Here is a 15,346-nt window from a genome sequence, read left to right on the forward strand (position 1 = left end):
CAATCCCCCCAAAGGCCATACTCAGAACATAACAAAATATAAAATACTCGCTATCATCTACTCGCCGAAAATCTTAAATGATAATAATAAGTCGCTTTGCCACATACGTTTAAAGTTAAATTAATGTGATAAAATCGTCTCACAACCGCAGGATACAGCCTAACTGCAAATGCTGAAGTTTTTACATTTATTATTTAATCAGAGAATAATATTTTTTTACTAACCGATAATATTTACCATGACTACTATTCTGTGGCGAAACAAAGCATGTAGGTTATAGCAGCGATGAGCCGAGCAATGACCAGGTTTATTATCAGCTATGTGATAAGCATGAATTTTCATGAATGCTTTATCGATTCTTGTTCCGCTTGTAGCTATCTCTCGTTTGAAGCTGAGTTTATGTGAAAAATAAACCCAGTGAATAAAGTACCCTTGCAAGCGCAAGGATTTATCAGGATAAATAGTTTTCTAAAATAGGTACTATTAATGAAGCGTAATTTATTAATACTTGCATTAATCACTTCTTTTGGCATGGGTGTCACTCAGGCTGCAGATATCACCGCCAGTGCGGTAGCAACCTGGGCTGCTACCGCTAAAAAAGATACCACCAGTAAATTAATCGTTACTCCGCTAGGTAGCCTGTCTTTCCAGTATGCTGAAGGTGTTCGAGGCTTTAACACACAAAAAGGCTTATTTGATGTCGCAATCGAGGGGGAAACTTCCGCAACATCATTCAAGCTGACATCTCGCCTGGTGAGCAGCACCTTAACTCAACTGGATGGTTCTGGCTCAACTTTGGAAGTTGGCGTCAATTACATGGGTGAAGCGGTTGGTAAGGCATCTGATTTAGTCATGATTGACACTGCAAATGGGAAAAATGTCGGGTTGGGCGCACTGGCAAATAATTATGCACAGAGCGGACGTGTTACTGCTCAAGACGCATTCACCTTCTCCGTTGTAAACGCAACGACTGATGGTTCGACTCCGGCAAAAGATTTGAGTGTTCTGCCGGAAGGTATCTGGAGCGGTGATGTCAGCGTTCAATTTGACGCAACCTGGACCAGCTAAATCACATACCTAAATGAACAGGAGCGAGGGACTGCTCCTGTATTTATTATTGGCGATAACACAATGAAAAAACTTATCCTGGCGTTTAACTTTTTATTATGTAGTGCTATGCCGACATGGGCATTAGATGTCGGGGATATCTCTTCGTTCATATATAGCGACAGCACCATACTCAGCAAAGAAATTAGAAACGCGACGGCCACTGGACGTCTAGTGAATATACGTATCGAAAAAATTACGAATCCACTAGAGGGTGGAAAAATCATTCCTATGCAAAGGAAAGATGAGTTACTACTTAGCCCCGAAAGCGTATTGCTCCCTGCTGAAAGTAATGAAGTTATTCGTTTTTATTACAAGGGACCGGATGATCATATTGAAAGATACTACCGCATTATTTGGTCTGATCAGGCATTGAGTGAAGTACAGAAAAACAGTGCCACACGGCACGCTCTGGCTACAGCATCTGCGGTTATCAGTACCATTCTGGTCGTTGCTCCACGTAAAGTTAAATATGACTATAAATATACCAACGGCACGCTGGAAAATACAGGTAATGCAACACTAAGAATAATCGCTTATGGGCCATGCTTAAGACTCGCTGACGGAAAATCATGCAAAGAGAACTATTATCTCATGCCGGGAAAATCACGCACTTTCTCACAAGTCGACGTTGAAAATAAAAATGGCCGGGTCTCTTTCTGGCAAGCAAATCATTTTGTTTCTGTTAAATAACATCTCACTGTGGAGTTCAATATTGTGCGTATCTTGGACAATAAAACCCTGCAAGCATGCATTGCTTATGGTGCAATTTTATTTACTGGAGTAAATAATGTTGCTGCGGCCAGGATAGAAACCCTACATATCGGTGGGATCATGCTCCCTGATGCCTTTAGGAATGCATTACGTGATGGTATGAATATTCCGCTTTATATTCATTTAAACGGAACAAAGGGCACGCAGGACGATCAACGTATAGGCAACGCTTCAATTTGGTTAGATAGCAATACGCTTAGAGTTCGGCTTTTACAATTACAAGATCAAGATGGCAATGCATCACTTAATGATAATACTCGTTCAAAAATAGTTGAGCTTGCTGATACTGCTTTCGACCGTGATTTTAAAATCCCACTCACGCAACATGCTTGGCTTCATTTAAATTTCCAGCAACTCGCATTGCAGCTGGTTGTTAATCCGCAAGCACTCACGACACTTCTCCGTTCGAGGGGCGAAGATATTGGCGTATCAAGCGTGAATAATCTTAGTAGCACTCTGGGTTATAACCTTGGCGTTTATAACAACAAAATGCGTGGTGGTAATAACAATACCTCCAGCTATCTCTCCCTGGATTCGGTAACGGCGTTGCGAGAACATCATGCCATATTGGACGGAACACTCTACGGCATCGGTTCAAATAATCAGCAAACAGAACTGTATAGGGCTATTTATGAGCGTGATTTTGCTGGTTATCGCTTTGCGGGAGGGATGTTAGATACCTGGAATTTGCAATCTCTTGGTCCGGTAACAGCGCTACCCTCAGGAAAAATTTATGGCTTCTCATGGGGAAATCAGGCTCAATCGACAATATTCAATAATTCCCATTCGGTCATCCCTGTTGTTGTTTTCTTGCCCTCAGCGGGAGAGATACACCTTTCACGCGATGGCAAATTACTTAGCGTACAAAACTTCGGCATGGGTAGCCATGAAGTGGATACCACTGAATTACCGTATGGCATTTATGACGTCAATGTTGATGTCGTTGTTAATGGACAAACAGTAAGCAAAACGGTCCAGCGCATAAATAAATTATTTGCGCGTGAGGGGTCAGCAGGTCTGCCATTGAGATGGCAGATTTGGGGTGGCAATATGCATATAGAGAGTTGGGATCCTGGTTATGGGAAAATCCAACGGTCTGAAGATAGCCTCCTCATGGGTATTTCGGCGTCAGGTGGGATCCAATCTGTAGGCTGGATGGCTTCAACGTATGGGTACAACTCCACTGCCGTAGGTGAATTCCATTTTTCGTGGCCAATTGCCGATTATCTCCAGATTAATACACAAAATATGTTAGCAACTGACGGTTCATGGAGCGCCATTAATAGTCTAAATGCTACTCTGCCGGGGAACTTTAGTTCTATTTGGCTAAGCCAAGAAAAAACGTCCGCTGGCAACAAACTTCGTCGCAGCGATGCCAGCAATGTTGCTGTTGGCTCATCACTCAACTTAAGACCACTGTGGTCAAAGCTGGGCACGCTAAGCGCAAGTTATAATGAAGATCGCCAACATAATTCTCATTATTACACTGCCGATTATACCCAGACGTTATACAGCGGAGGGTATGGTTCAGTTGGATTGCGCGCAGGTTTGCAGCGTTATCAGAACAGCTTTAGTTCCAATGTAAGTACTATGCAAAAGTACATTGCACTTGATTTTATGCTCCCGCTTGGAAGTCTGTTTCGTGCGGGGCTAACGCAGCAAAATGGCTATTCAATGGCTAATCTTTCTGCACAAAATCAATTTAATGATGGAGCCATTCACGCTGTGGGTGCGGACATTTCTCGTGCCATTTCGGGTGTAACAGGCAGCAACAAGAGTTTGAATGCGGGTGCATGGACGCAATACGAAACGCGCTATTCTGCTGGTACGCTAAGCATCAATAGCGGTGTTGATGGCTACGTCAGTACCAATCTGACATCCAGTGGTAGCCTCGGCTGGCAAGGAAAAGAGTTCGGTATCAGCGGGAATAGTGAAGGTAACGCAGGTGTAATTTTGCGTACTGATGTGGAAGATGATGGACAGTTAACAGCCAAGATTAACGGGCGTGTTTTTCCATTGAAAGGTAAGCGCAACTACTTGCCATTGGATCCGTACGGTCGTTATGAGATCGAGATCCTCAATAGCAAGAATTCACTCGACAGCTATAACATTTCTGGCGGCAGGAAAAACCATCTCACACTTTATCCAGGCAATGTTGTCCTGATTAGCCCAGAAATAAAACAGATGGTAACAGTATCCGGAAGGATTCGTGCTGAAAATGGCACGTTGCTTACCAATGCACGCATAAACAACCATATCGGCAGAACCCGAACAGATAGCAATGGTGAATTTGTCATGGATGTTGATAAAAAGTTTCCAACTATCGATTTTAATTACGATGAAAATAAAGTTTGTGCGGCCGAATTTGACATTAGTAAAGCTCGCGGCGCGGTATGGCTTGGTGACATTATTTGTCAGGGACTGAAGACATTCGCCAATGTGATGTCTGATGGAGTGAACAATGAAATTTAATGACTATTCTTTTCTTCTTTTCATCCTATTATCTTTCTTAACCGAACCCGTTAGCGCTGTCGTTAATAAAACAGTATATCCTGATGCTCCAACACGAGAATATGTCTTCGTCGAAAACAGTAATGATGACAACTTTTTCGTAACCCCGGGTGATGACCTGAATCCAAGAATGACAGGAACTAATCGCTGGACTGGCCTCAAATACACAGGATCAGGTTCTATCTACCAGCAAAGCCTCGGGTATATCGATAATGGCCGCAACACCCTTTTATCGAGCAATCGAAGATTTGATATGTGGCTGGAGAATGCGCCAGCATCATATCCTATTAAGGGTCTACGTTGTATCAACTGGTACAAGGGTTGCGATATGGCGACAAGTCTGATCCTACCTGCCGCAATCGATATGCATGGATTTTATGGTGTAACGGTTCCCGCAGGCGGCGCGAAATGGATGCACGGAATGATGTCGAATCATTTTTATCAGTATCTGAATAGCGCCCCTGTTGGCAGTAATTTCACAATGACAATTAATACTTGTGAGACCACGGAATACTATAGTGCTCAGCATGGCCAGCGGTGCCGTTATATGGGATCCGGGAATTGGGATGTGCGTAAAGTATCATTTACTAAAGGCGCACATCTGAAATTCCAAAATATTAATGCAATGTCTGAAGTTTTCATTAACAGTGATGGCATACCTACGCTTGGTGAGGGAAATTCAGACTGTTATCCTCTGGTGAGAGGTCAACGCTCGGGCTTGGCTTGTAAAATGGTAAGTTACAATCTAAGTGATAATGGATTGAGCAATTCGACCATTAAAGTTTTCCCGGCAATGAATCACGCTGCTCTCGAATCAGCTATAGACACCGATGATATGCAATTTAGTCTTGATGGTGCATCCTGGAAGACAGTGAATGGTAAGGCTCATTACTACACTTTCAATGACCTAAAAAGCAAAAGTAATATTTACATTTTTTTGTCGAGTAACTTTTTTAAACAAATGGTGAAGTTGGGCATTAGCGATAACAATACTCACGATTTGTTCAATTTCCGTATGTACAATATTCTCGCACCAGAATCCGGATGGTACGAATTTTCAGCATCAAGCAAATTGATCATTAAACCACGCGATTTCAGCGTAAGTATTATTTCCACAGATCATCAGCGAAACCCTACTCGAACGGGGAAAATCGGTAAGAAAAGTCCCTCGCTAGATTTCGACTACATCGTGACAGCAAATGGCAAAACTGCCGCTGATGAAGTTTTGGTAAGTGTGACTGGCCCAACGCAAACAATCCAGGGGCGCGCGTGGTGCATATTTGCATCATCAGATGGCTTGATCCAAGTGCCCTTCCCGGCATTGCTGAGCTTTAAGACACAAAATGGCGTTAATAAAACTTATGATGTTGGCTGTGATGGCCAATGGCGCGATATGACTGACGCATTTTGGATAACAACACCCTGGATAGATACAAATGGCACTAACGGCGTAATGAATAAGTCCACGGTTCGTTTCTCCATACCTATGAATGCTGAGCAATCTTTGAACACAACAAACCAGACGTCCTGGTATGGAGACGTTAGCGCATCTGGTGAAATACGTGTAAAGGCGACATGGCGCAATGTTAGATAAACTTATCAAAACAACATGTGGTTTATTGGCTCTATGGATGCCATTTCACGCAGAGGCAATTTATGTCGGCAACCAGACATTTTCCATGGATCCGGAAAGCAGAATGGTTGCCAAATTTGTCGTTAACAATAACAAAGAGCCACGTATTTATAGAGTGGCAATCAGAGCCATCAACAGCCCTGGTGAAGATGAGATAAATACAAAACCAGCCGACGGCGAGTTATTGTTTGCTCCGCGCCAGTTGACACTGCAGCCCGGGAGCGGAGATTTTTTCAAGTTTTTTTACCAAGGACCGGAAGATGGCAAGGAACGCTATTATCGAGCTGCTTTTGAAGAGATCCCCCCCCAAAACAGGACCCTTAATCGTACTGAGGATAGTGCCGTGAGTCTGATACCCGTTGTTGTAATGGATACTATCCTCGTCGTTCGTCCTCGAGATGTTAATTTCAAATGGTTTTATAATCGCGCACAAGGCGAATTGAGCAATAGCGGAAATACATGGTTCAAGCTGCTGCTAAAACCGAGCTGTAGTTCAACTGAAGATGAGAGTGATTCATGGTATATCCGTCCAGGAGATAGACTCCGACGCAATACACTCAAATCGGCTGCGGAACTTTTCATAATTTATAATGATAGATTCATTAACATTTATGATGAATGCAGTTAATTCATGCTTTTTACTTTCACTTCTAAATAATTCCTTAATATTTATTTTTGGTACTTTAGATATGTAATATTCAAAATATGTAACAACCAGCCCTTGCATTATCGTAAAAGTTATTGCACGGAAAACTTCACCATTAGAAAAAAGATTAATATTTGTTCAGCATTGAGTGCTTTCATCAATCTTTGTTGCAAATTTAAAAAAATATGGAAATTAGTTTCCTGACGTGCTGAAATCATTAAAGGAAATAAAGTTCTTCTTAAATACGCAATGCTGATAAGGAACTCAGCCCCTGGCTGCGTTATTAAATATATGTACTGGATTATCAACGAAAACATTGAATTCAGGCCGGGAATAAAAAAATTGACTTCAGCGCACAACCCTGAAGTTAATGTCACCTTAACGACACCGGCTAGTCGTTGCCTTCTCTTATTGCTCGAAGCATCGCCCAATGTTGTATTACAGCAAGATTTTTTCAAAAAAGTCTGGGAAGAAGAAGGGATGCTGGTCCCTGCTAATACGCTATATCAGAACATTTCTATCGTTCGCCGCGGCCTGCGCGCGGTTGGCGAAACTGATCAGAAATTAATCGCAACGATACCCCGTAAAGGGTTTCAAATCGATGGCGGAGTAAAAATTGCCATAGAAGAAGAGATTGTTCAACCCACACCTACCAGCATTCACATCATTAATAATGATGTCCAGAATATGATCCCTGGCATATTTGATCCTACCGATGAACACATACATCATGAGTTACATCCCGCATCTGCAGTTGTACCAAAAAAAATTCCAGTGACATGTAACGAAAAATTCCGCAGCTGGCAGATATCTGCGCTTGTTATTGTTATTTCATTTCTTGCAGGTTTTTTTTCAACAAACGCTATCTGGAATATGAACAAAGAGTCTGCTTTTTTTGACAGTTATACGTTGGTCGAGAGTGATAATGGCTGCCATTTTCATACCAAAGATGATAGCCATAGCAGTAACACTCCTTATCTGAAATATAAGTCATTGATCTTAGATTCTGGTTTGAACTGTAAAAACTATCCTTGGGTGTATTTTCCTACATCGTTGACATCACCAACGCTAACTGCATTGGTATGCAGGCATGAATATACAACGAAGTCATCTCCAGGCTGCATTTCACTTTATATTACTGGAGTGAATGATGATAACTAAGAGAATGGCTGTGCTTATTCTGATTTTTCTAATCATCGGCTTTTCGATTGGCTGCCTCTACGCGTTGATCGTGACAAAATTCAGAACCACGGAAACATGTACAGCCTCGGTGGTTGTTTTTCATAAAGAGGTTCAAGCTAATTTCACTCTGGATTTTATGTATAACAAAAAAAAACAGAGCGGCATTGTCTCAATCAGTGGGAGTTTCCATCAGCGGAACCGTGCTGAGGGGACAATCAGAAGAGATATTTCCTACAGTTGGATAGAAAACAAGAACACCTACCACCTCTTGTCAACCAACATAGATAAAATCGAAAACGTTGAAACTTTACCTGATGAAGTGATAGCGACTGTCTTACCTGCTTTTTATGTTTATCCTAATAAAAGGGTTAACTACTCTATCAAGTCCCAAGGAAATAGTGGCTTTTTATTCACCGTCGGCAAACGCCCGATATTTATTTGTGCTCGCTAGTTAAAGGACGAAAAATCGGGTGTATTCTGGGCAGACCATAGCGGCTAAAGGGAATTTTGCGCGGTTTGCCTGGCAGGGATAGTTTATCCAAAAAACAAAGGGGTTACCTTTCGGTAACCCCTTGTCAAATATGGCGGAAGCGCAGAGATTCGAACTCTGGAACCCTTTCGGGTCGCCGGTTTTCAAGACCGGGTTAATTCATTGTAAAATAAACAACATAAGCATTATATATGATATAACTTATATTTTACACTCTTATATTTCAATGAATTACGCGCTTCCCAAGATGCCTATTCTACTGAGTTTAAGGCCATCGACGTCACAAAACTGCTCTTAGCTACCACATTTAATAAATAAAATCGACAATATAGCGACCTTATAATGACTTTTTCAGTGTAAACGGTGGGAAATTGTAATAATACCGTTGCCCACCAATGACCCATTCCCATTCCATTTTAACAAGGATTCCCAGTGGATATTCCTTGCGGCGGATTGTTGGAGGGTTGCTGGAAGTTCCTGTCATATAAGTGACCCCATTGACCACAACGTACTGGAGGATATTCAACTGCTCATCGGCAATACCATGAAGAATGATGTCAGCAGATGATGTGCCGGCTGTGCCTGTAAGTTCAGACCCTTTCCCCGTGGGGATGACCATGCCATTATTATCACGCAGGCGAAAGACACTACTCTGTAAGACGGGTATATCCGAACCGGCCAGCGGCAGTCTTGGCGGAGGAACATCATTGGTGTAATTTTCACTGTATCTGCCTGCCATGAACCCCACCTCCGCATATGTTCCTGAACCCCAGCGGAGTGGGTTCATGGAGCCCTCTGCGCCACTGACATCATACAGTGGCGAGTCTTCAGCATTTACCGGCTCAGCTTTAGGAAATACACGCTTAAATACCTTACCATCATTAATCCAGGCCGACGTAACGGACCTGAATTGCCCACCGTCATTGACGTTCACTGAGTTAACGGGAACGAAGATGCCCCCGGATTCACGAAATACCGGCATGGCTACTCCTCAACCTGAGACCATATATGACCAACAGCGTATCCGCTCGCGTCAGTGGGAGCCACGTCTGATGAAATGGTGTAACTCACCCCAATGTTTTGCCGCACCGTTTCGGCGTCGTCCACGTCAGAGAGGTTATTCCCCGCCTCAAGATAATCCCCCGCGCCATTCAGGGACCAGGCGCTGAATACCGGCGCAACCGCCATATCATCCTCACAGTAGCGGTGATAAACATCAGTATTGTTGTACGGGTAGTAAATCTGCCGGATGCCGGTCTCCGTGGTTCTGATAACGTCCAGCATACCAGCCAGCGATACCGGATAATGGCGTGCCGGAGTGGCGTTGCTCGTCAGTGACTGAAATTTACGCCCCGGAGAAACAATGGTTCCAGATCTGCCGTGCCGAGCGATTGCGCGTCCTGCGGAACCGCATCAACCTCCGGGCATCTTTCGTTGTCAGCTCCCCAGCCCCAGGTTTTCGCGCGCGTCCGCCTGTGCATCCCCGCCGCCAGCCGCAATTTCGGACAGGTTGTTGGTAATCAGAAGCCGGGTTTCCTGGATAACCTCTTCCGTTGCCGTAATCGTGATCGAATCCGTGACACCGGAGCTAACTCCGGTCAACGTCAGCGTAACCGTGCCCGCGCCGCTGATGGTCAGTGTGGCGTCCTTGTCCAGAGACGCCACACTTGAATCGGTCGTATCCGCGCTGACCGACTCGGTATAACCGGTCGGGGAGTAAGTCACCAGCACGGAATAGGTATTGCCGGCCAGGAGTTCAGTCGGTGCGCCTCCTATCGTAATGGATGTCAGATAAACCTGTTGCGTTATCGTGGCTGTGGCGGTTAGCCGTAGCAAGTCGCCGATATACTCATTCTCTGGCCAGTAAGACCAGTAACGAACGCCGGAGACCACCACGCTTTCAGTATTCTTTACAGCGAACCAGCAAAGAAAGCGAACGCCACGGCTCTGGCAGGGAATCTATATATTCCTCACTGACCAGCGCCGGGATCGTAACGTAGTGGAAATCCATGCCCATGCCGCCCGCCAGCATGAAGCCAGTGGCGTCGTCCGTTTGCAAACGCTGCTGGATGCTGACAAACGGCGTCGGATGATCTTTCGATTTATCGCCCCGGCGGGAACGTATGGTGTTCACCAGCAGGCGGTTGGCATTCTCGCGCTTTGTTGTGCTGAACATGTCCTCGGGTTTGTTGTAATCGTCGAGGCAAACAAACCCGGAAAAATCAGGACCGGGATAACCCGCGCGATCACCAGTGATTTGCCCGCCGCTGGAGCGAGAAACTGTCTAGCCAACTGTGCGCCCGAGGCGGTTTACGACTTCCCACTCTTCCGCCTGGTTGACGCCGAATTTACACGGCCACAGCGCCTAGTATTTCGCGCTGGCGATAATGTCACGCGTGCGTCGGCTGTTACGCTTTACCAGCGTGTCAGCAAACGAGATGTTCAGATTGCGGAAGCGGCGCAGCTGGCCTGTCTGCACCAGCATATTGATATACGCAGGCAGATGAACCGAAACAAACTCGGTTTTTGTCCCGCCCGGTGGCACGTTGATAATCAGGTTGCGCGGCAGCAGTCTACCCGCGACCAGATCATCAATTTTGCTGACCACCATTTTGTGATGCCAGTTCACAAGCAGCCGATCACTTTGCAGTGTTTCAAACCACAGGCGGGTGAAATTCAGGAACGATTTTTCTGATTTTGATTTCAGTGCCACCCGCGCCGGGAAATCCAGATTTTCCCATTCGAGTAGCTGTGACATTTTTCAACCTTATAATTTTCAGATAGTTGCGGGAATCTGATGAACTCACCGTTCAACGATCCACTACATACCGGCTTCGTTTCGCGCTTAATCCTCTCCATTTCTGGTAATGGTCAGCAAATAGATCATTTGCCGCTTTCAGGTTACGATAGCCGGAATGGATATTTAATAAATAAGGAATAACATGGCGTTACATGGCACGTTTGTTCTTAACGGGGCGGATTATGCTCCGCTCTTCTTTCCCGGAATAGGAACGTTCATGGCATTCTCTGGCAATGGAGCCAATCGGAACCGCGCAGGCTGCGCACACGTTCCGACAGTAGGTCCACTTCCTACCGGTAAGTACTGGATAGTCGACCGCGCTCAAGGTGGTCTGTTGTCACAGGGTCTGTCTGCATCGAAAGATATCTACAACAAATTATTCCGTGGTGCGGAGTTTGGCCATTCTGACTGGTTTGCTCTGTGGCGCGATGATATGAGCATTGACGACTGGACATGGATAAACAGCGTAAAACGAGGCAATTTTCGGTTGCACCCAGGCACGATTTCGGAAGGCTGTATCACGCTCTCACGAAATTCTGACTTTGCGATGATTCGAAATGAATTACTCAGGACACCGCTCATCGATGTTCCCTGCATGAAGAATCTGAAAGCCCGTGGCTCAATTGAGGTATCAAGTTATGCGAATGGCGACACTTGCCCGACGACTCGCTAAAACCGTTCTGTTTATCGCGCTATTTTGCCTGTTTGCCAGAATGATCGATGCGTCGCAGTTTATTAGCCTTGATACGGCGAATAACTTTGCCACATGGTTGCACGGCAATGCGAACCAGGAGAACTACGACGATCTCTGGTTTTTTACTGATGTGATTTCGTCATTGCTGGCCGCTGTTGTTGCGTATAACGTTCTGATACTGGTGGTGAGAAAGTTACGCACCTCGAGGGTATAGGTCGAGGCTAGCCCGATTATCAATATAACCCCAATTTGATTCTGCTCACCGCTCAGCAGTTAAAGGTTACGTTTCAGGCTTCAACTGCTGATTTAATCCAGGTCGGGTAATTGTTTCTCTAATTCAGTCTGCGCTTGGGCGTAATCTTCCGGCGTATAATTAACCTGGTTGATGGGGCCGCCGTCAGCACCAGTCAGTTCGGTGCGGTTTTCAGCATCCCCAAATGCTGGGCAACCATCTTCAGGGCGTCGTCCTGATTGCGCATCTGAACTTCCAAGCCGAAGCGCCCTTCTTTTACCCCAGCGTACAATCGACGAGCTGCGCCGTGTAAATCCCGAGTATCGTGGAAATAAGCCCTGCTTACCCCCATCCCGTTACAACGGGAACATTCGGGATTCGGATCAAGGGTGGCATCGAACCCGTAGCCTCCATCATCGCGCGGAGCGGCTTTTTTCTTTGCCTTTGCCTCTGTACCGGCTTCTTCGAATTCAACCGCATCGCGCCACTGATACTGGAAACCAAAACCCCAGCAATGACGGCAGCACAATCGACGATGTTCGGTGATTTGCGTTGCATCTGCTGTCGCAAGTTTCCACCACATTTTCAGCACGGCGTCTTGCGTGATTTGAGTGCACAGCTCTCTCGCTGCCTGAGCATCGCGAATCGCCCGGCTCACCTTATCGTTTCTGTACATTCGCGAGGCTGCGACATACGCAGTGTTCCCCTCACCTTTTCCACCGGCGCGCTTATAAGCCGCCACGCGGTTCATATCGATGAGGTACTCGCTAACGAACCGGGCCTGCATGTCGTTAAGCCCGTATTCATCAGGGTTTAAACTCCATTCATCGGCGGTGTTTTCAGGTGGCAAGCAATTTGAATCAATTTGATTTTCAATTTGGGGAATTAGAATGCAAGAAATCGCTGGTCTCCGGCGTCGCCGGGATCAGGATCCCTGAGAAATGCTTGATAAGTTGTAGCTGCGCCATAATGTCCCCATTTGGCGCATAAGGTTGTCAGTTGTTCAGGCTGACAACTGGCATTATGAACAGCAATTGCTGGAAAATCAATTCGACTCGGGCATTTCTATATTATGATCGATATCCAAAATTTCTCTCTTATGAAGCTCATTAATCAACCAGAACGCACCCAGCGTCGTACAACAGAAAGTGGCTGTTGTTAATTTACATATTTTAATTCTATTTAACTCAAGACCAGCTGGTAGTTCTCGCATTAACCTTACAGAATCGATACCATCATTTATCATGGGTTGAACGCGTTCCGGATTTAAGAACCCACCATGATTTATCTCTTCAATTTTAACTTTTTTGATTCCATCTGTGACCTCATTTATCATCACATCCATGGCTACAAAATCAAGGTCATGGGCGTATTTGTTCCGGATTTTATTCATACTTACTATGCAATCGGCTATGCTTACCGGCATTCCTAAAGCCACAGCAGTCTCAATGTTAGCGGAGAAATATCGCTTCACTTTAACGTAGCGTTCAGTGTTCTCGGGGCGAAGCAACTCAATAACTACTGTAATTAAATTCTCTAGAATGAGATTTAACTTAATAACCGCAGATGATTCATCATCCATATTGGCAATTGGTACAATTTTATTTACATCCAGGAAAAAATCTAATTTATGATTTATTCTAACCATCCCTGATAATTCCTTTTGGGATCTTTTGGGCATTTGCTCTATACGGCTAAATTTCATGTTTATCTCCAGTTAATGAGAATAAATACTGAATCGACACTTGGTTCAAGTTTATCAAAATTTACAAGAACAACATAATAGCTTTGATGTGTAATCGCTTAAGCTGCTTTATCTTGCTCAATGCACATTTCTAGCAAATTAGCCCTTACCAGCGCTTCAGTGAATGGCGGCGGCACTGCATTACCACAGGGGGGCCACTTGTTTATCCTTCGCATACTTCGTGCAGGTGTAGTCCTCTGGTTAATGATGTACCACTCGGGAACCCCTTGGCGCCCCAAGCTTCACCGATTGGCTCCCAGTATTCCAATCCGAGGTTTAAAGTGCGAAGAATTTGCGGTGAAAAGCAGGATCGCGGACCTTCGTAAACTCAGCCACCAACACGATACCGAGCTTAATTTTTGATTGTAGGTAATCGCTGCTCTCCGGCGTGGCTGGGATCAGGATTCCTGAAGAGTGCTTAATAAGTTGTAACTGCGCCATAATGTCCCCATCTGGCGCATAAGGTCGTCAGTTGTTCAGGCCGACACTGACATTATGAACAACTAATGAGTGAAAAGAAAAATACTAATATTACTCATTGATTTCATAAGGCTTTAGATTATGAGTAGCGATAGCCAATTCAATTTCCGATTGCCTCGGTCTCGCATCTAACCCATGAGCAATTAAATAGACCATTTCTTTACCGGGTTCAGTCAAAGAAAAGCGCCCTACTCGACGATTTTGCCACTGACCATTAACGAGGAAAGAACATCTTATTGATCTTCTCTAACTTGTATTAATTGTGGATCTTCACCGACAAAAAAACTATACAATCGTAACTCATTTGCTTTCATCCTTTTTAGTGGCATAGATTTATACGCTTTGGTTAACAGCAGCCTATTATCGCTATATCAACTAAGTCGTCATACATAAACCATGTAAATAATCATATCATTCAATAAAATCAGAAAATTAGGGGGGATTTATTTATTCTTTCTTTGTTACTTAATGAATTACCTTGTGAAAATTCACCTTATCACAGCAGGTTCATTTCAAGGGTCAACTTCAAAATATGTAACATTAGCTGTCACAAATCGGTTTCTAACATTAAACTTATTTACTAGTGCTATCATGCCAACATTTTGATTAGCAACCACCATTTTTAACAGCGTTCGCTTCTTAAGCAACTCATAAAAAACTAAAGTTCCGATTCCGTTATTCTGCATCGACTTAGCTATATGCATATCATGAATAAACAAATACACCTCGTTGGGCATTTTTATGTCAAAATCCATCCATTCAATTTCAATATAGCCAACTATATTGTTATATATACTCTATAAAATATACATTACCTATATTATTTTAATTATATGTCTTTGAGGAGAGTGTATAGCCCGCCCTATAGGCATTCAGGACAGAAAGTTTATTTGAAATAGTATCAGGATAGGAACTAAAATCGACGAAAGAAACCATGCCCCCGCACTTGGATTCATTTTTTTCGCAGATAAAGAATGGTTATGATCATTTCAATTTGATTCATCCAGTAACACTGGACTGGCATAACCACTAGTTTGCAAATACAAAAAAAAT

General features: G+C 44.2%; 13 protein-coding genes and 4 pseudogenes. 9 read left to right on the forward strand and 8 right to left on the reverse strand.

Going from position 1 to position 15,346, the window contains the following annotated elements:
* The first annotated feature begins 486 nt into the window (after positions 1-486).
* The 7 genes from ecpA to AAEY27_RS13975 all read left to right on the forward strand — a co-directional run bounded on the left by ecpA (position 487) and on the right by AAEY27_RS13975 (position 8,304).
* The gene (gene ecpA / locus AAEY27_RS13945) at positions 487-1,068 is read left to right on the forward strand and encodes a common pilus major fimbrillin subunit EcpA (RefSeq protein WP_342321214.1); all 582 of its coding nucleotides are present in this window, start codon (positions 487-489) and stop codon (positions 1,066-1,068) included.
* Between the two features lie 63 nt (positions 1,069-1,131).
* A complete protein-coding gene (locus AAEY27_RS13950) occupies positions 1,132-1,800 on the forward strand; it encodes a hypothetical protein (RefSeq protein WP_342321215.1) in 669 nt (222 codons plus the stop codon).
* A 24-nt stretch (positions 1,801-1,824) separates the two neighbouring features.
* The gene (locus tag AAEY27_RS13955) at positions 1,825-4,353 is read left to right on the forward strand and encodes a CS1-pili formation C-terminal domain-containing protein (RefSeq protein WP_425294635.1); all 2,529 of its coding nucleotides are present in this window, start codon (positions 1,825-1,827) and stop codon (positions 4,351-4,353) included.
* On the forward strand, positions 4,343-5,986 hold the full coding sequence (ecpD, locus tag AAEY27_RS13960) for a fimbrial adhesin EcpD (protein ID WP_342321216.1): 1,644 nt from the start codon (positions 4,343-4,345) through the stop codon (positions 5,984-5,986). The genes AAEY27_RS13955 and ecpD overlap by 11 nt, the downstream gene beginning before the upstream one ends.
* Complete coding sequence (locus AAEY27_RS13965) at positions 5,976-6,653, forward strand: hypothetical protein (protein ID WP_342321217.1); 678 nt, start codon at positions 5,976-5,978, stop codon at positions 6,651-6,653. The genes ecpD and AAEY27_RS13965 overlap by 11 nt, the downstream gene beginning before the upstream one ends.
* A 309-nt stretch (positions 6,654-6,962) precedes the next feature.
* Entirely contained in the window at positions 6,963-7,832 is an 870-nt protein-coding gene (locus tag AAEY27_RS13970; RefSeq protein WP_342321218.1) for a winged helix-turn-helix domain-containing protein, read from the forward strand.
* Complete coding sequence (locus tag AAEY27_RS13975; protein WP_425294681.1) at positions 7,822-8,304, forward strand: hypothetical protein; 483 nt, start codon at positions 7,822-7,824, stop codon at positions 8,302-8,304. Before AAEY27_RS13970 ends, AAEY27_RS13975 begins: the two co-directional genes overlap by 11 nt.
* Before the next feature lie 376 nt (positions 8,305-8,680).
* Here AAEY27_RS13975 and AAEY27_RS13980 read toward each other — a convergent pair whose 3' ends face one another.
* From AAEY27_RS13980 to AAEY27_RS13990, 3 genes and pseudogenes are all read right to left on the reverse strand, one after another.
* A complete protein-coding gene (locus AAEY27_RS13980; protein WP_342321221.1) occupies positions 8,681-9,325 on the reverse strand; it encodes a hypothetical protein in 645 nt (214 codons plus the stop codon).
* Positions 9,326-9,327: 2 nt separating this feature from the next.
* Complete coding sequence (locus AAEY27_RS13985; protein WP_342321222.1) at positions 9,328-9,627, reverse strand: pyocin knob domain-containing protein; 300 nt, start codon at positions 9,625-9,627, stop codon at positions 9,328-9,330.
* A 540-nt stretch (positions 9,628-10,167) separates the two neighbouring features.
* Positions 10,168-11,101: pseudogene (locus tag AAEY27_RS13990) on the reverse strand (terminase); the annotation flags it as partial.
* Between the two features lie 184 nt (positions 11,102-11,285).
* On the opposite strand from AAEY27_RS13990, the gene AAEY27_RS13995 reads away from it, so the two are divergent.
* Together AAEY27_RS13995 and AAEY27_RS14000 are read left to right on the forward strand one after the other, a co-directional pair.
* Positions 11,286-11,816, forward strand: a complete 531-nt coding sequence (locus AAEY27_RS13995) for a DUF2778 domain-containing protein (protein WP_342321223.1) — start codon at positions 11,286-11,288, stop codon at positions 11,814-11,816.
* Complete coding sequence (locus AAEY27_RS14000; protein ID WP_342321224.1) at positions 11,782-12,051, forward strand: hypothetical protein; 270 nt, start codon at positions 11,782-11,784, stop codon at positions 12,049-12,051. Before AAEY27_RS13995 ends, AAEY27_RS14000 begins: the two co-directional genes overlap by 35 nt.
* Positions 12,052-12,143: 92 nt before the next feature.
* Here AAEY27_RS14000 and AAEY27_RS14005 read toward each other — a convergent pair.
* The 5 genes and pseudogenes from AAEY27_RS14005 to AAEY27_RS22450 form a co-directional block, all read right to left on the reverse strand.
* Positions 12,144-12,883: pseudogene (locus AAEY27_RS14005) on the reverse strand (terminase small subunit); the annotation flags it as partial.
* 73 nt (positions 12,884-12,956) lie between these two features.
* Positions 12,957-13,040 (reverse strand): annotated as a pseudogene (locus tag AAEY27_RS22445) (DUF1367 family protein); the annotation flags it as partial.
* Positions 13,041-13,114: 74 nt separating this feature from the next.
* Positions 13,115-13,774 carry a hypothetical protein gene (locus tag AAEY27_RS14010; RefSeq protein ID WP_342321225.1) on the reverse strand — a complete coding sequence of 220 codons (660 nt, stop codon included), beginning with the start codon at positions 13,772-13,774 and terminating at the stop codon, positions 13,115-13,117.
* 283 nt (positions 13,775-14,057) lie between these two features.
* Positions 14,058-14,257 (reverse strand): annotated as a pseudogene (locus AAEY27_RS14020) (DUF1367 family protein); the annotation flags it as partial.
* 548 nt (positions 14,258-14,805) lie between these two features.
* On the reverse strand, positions 14,806-15,048 hold the full coding sequence (locus AAEY27_RS22450; protein ID WP_425294636.1) for a hypothetical protein: 243 nt from the start codon (positions 15,046-15,048) through the stop codon (positions 14,806-14,808).
* Between the last annotated feature and the right edge of the window lie 298 nt (positions 15,049-15,346).

Origin of the sequence: Kosakonia sp. BYX6 (assembly GCF_038449125.1) — a bacterium.
GTDB lineage: Bacteria > Pseudomonadota > Gammaproteobacteria > Enterobacterales > Enterobacteriaceae > Kosakonia > Kosakonia calanthes.

What these genes read in the sequence shown, in the direction of transcription:
- AAEY27_RS13970 (WP_342321218.1), top strand. Translation starts at nt 6,963, where the DNA reads ATGTACTGGATTATCAACGAAAACATTGAATTCAGGCCGGGAATAAAA.
- AAEY27_RS13950 (WP_342321215.1), top strand. Translation starts at nt 1,132, where the DNA reads ATGAAAAAACTTATCCTGGCGTTTAACTTTTTATTATGTAGTGCTATG.
- AAEY27_RS14010 (WP_342321225.1), bottom strand. Translation starts at nt 13,774, where the DNA reads ATGAAATTTAGCCGTATAGAGCAAATGCCCAAAAGATCCCAAAAGGAA.
- AAEY27_RS13975 (WP_425294681.1), top strand. Translation starts at nt 7,822, where the DNA reads ATGATAACTAAGAGAATGGCTGTGCTTATTCTGATTTTTCTAATCATC.
- AAEY27_RS22450 (WP_425294636.1), bottom strand. Translation starts at nt 15,048, where the DNA reads ATGGATTTTGACATAAAAATGCCCAACGAGGTGTATTTGTTTATTCAT.
- AAEY27_RS13965 (WP_342321217.1), top strand. Translation starts at nt 5,976, where the DNA reads ATGTTAGATAAACTTATCAAAACAACATGTGGTTTATTGGCTCTATGG.
- ecpD (WP_342321216.1), top strand. Translation starts at nt 4,343, where the DNA reads ATGAAATTTAATGACTATTCTTTTCTTCTTTTCATCCTATTATCTTTC.
- AAEY27_RS13980 (WP_342321221.1), bottom strand. Translation starts at nt 9,325, where the DNA reads ATGCCGGTATTTCGTGAATCCGGGGGCATCTTCGTTCCCGTTAACTCA.
- AAEY27_RS14000 (WP_342321224.1), top strand. Translation starts at nt 11,782, where the DNA reads ATGCGAATGGCGACACTTGCCCGACGACTCGCTAAAACCGTTCTGTTT.
- AAEY27_RS13995 (WP_342321223.1), top strand. Translation starts at nt 11,286, where the DNA reads ATGGCGTTACATGGCACGTTTGTTCTTAACGGGGCGGATTATGCTCCG.
- ecpA (WP_342321214.1), top strand. Translation starts at nt 487, where the DNA reads ATGAAGCGTAATTTATTAATACTTGCATTAATCACTTCTTTTGGCATG.
- AAEY27_RS13985 (WP_342321222.1), bottom strand. Translation starts at nt 9,627, where the DNA reads ATGCTGGACGTTATCAGAACCACGGAGACCGGCATCCGGCAGATTTAC.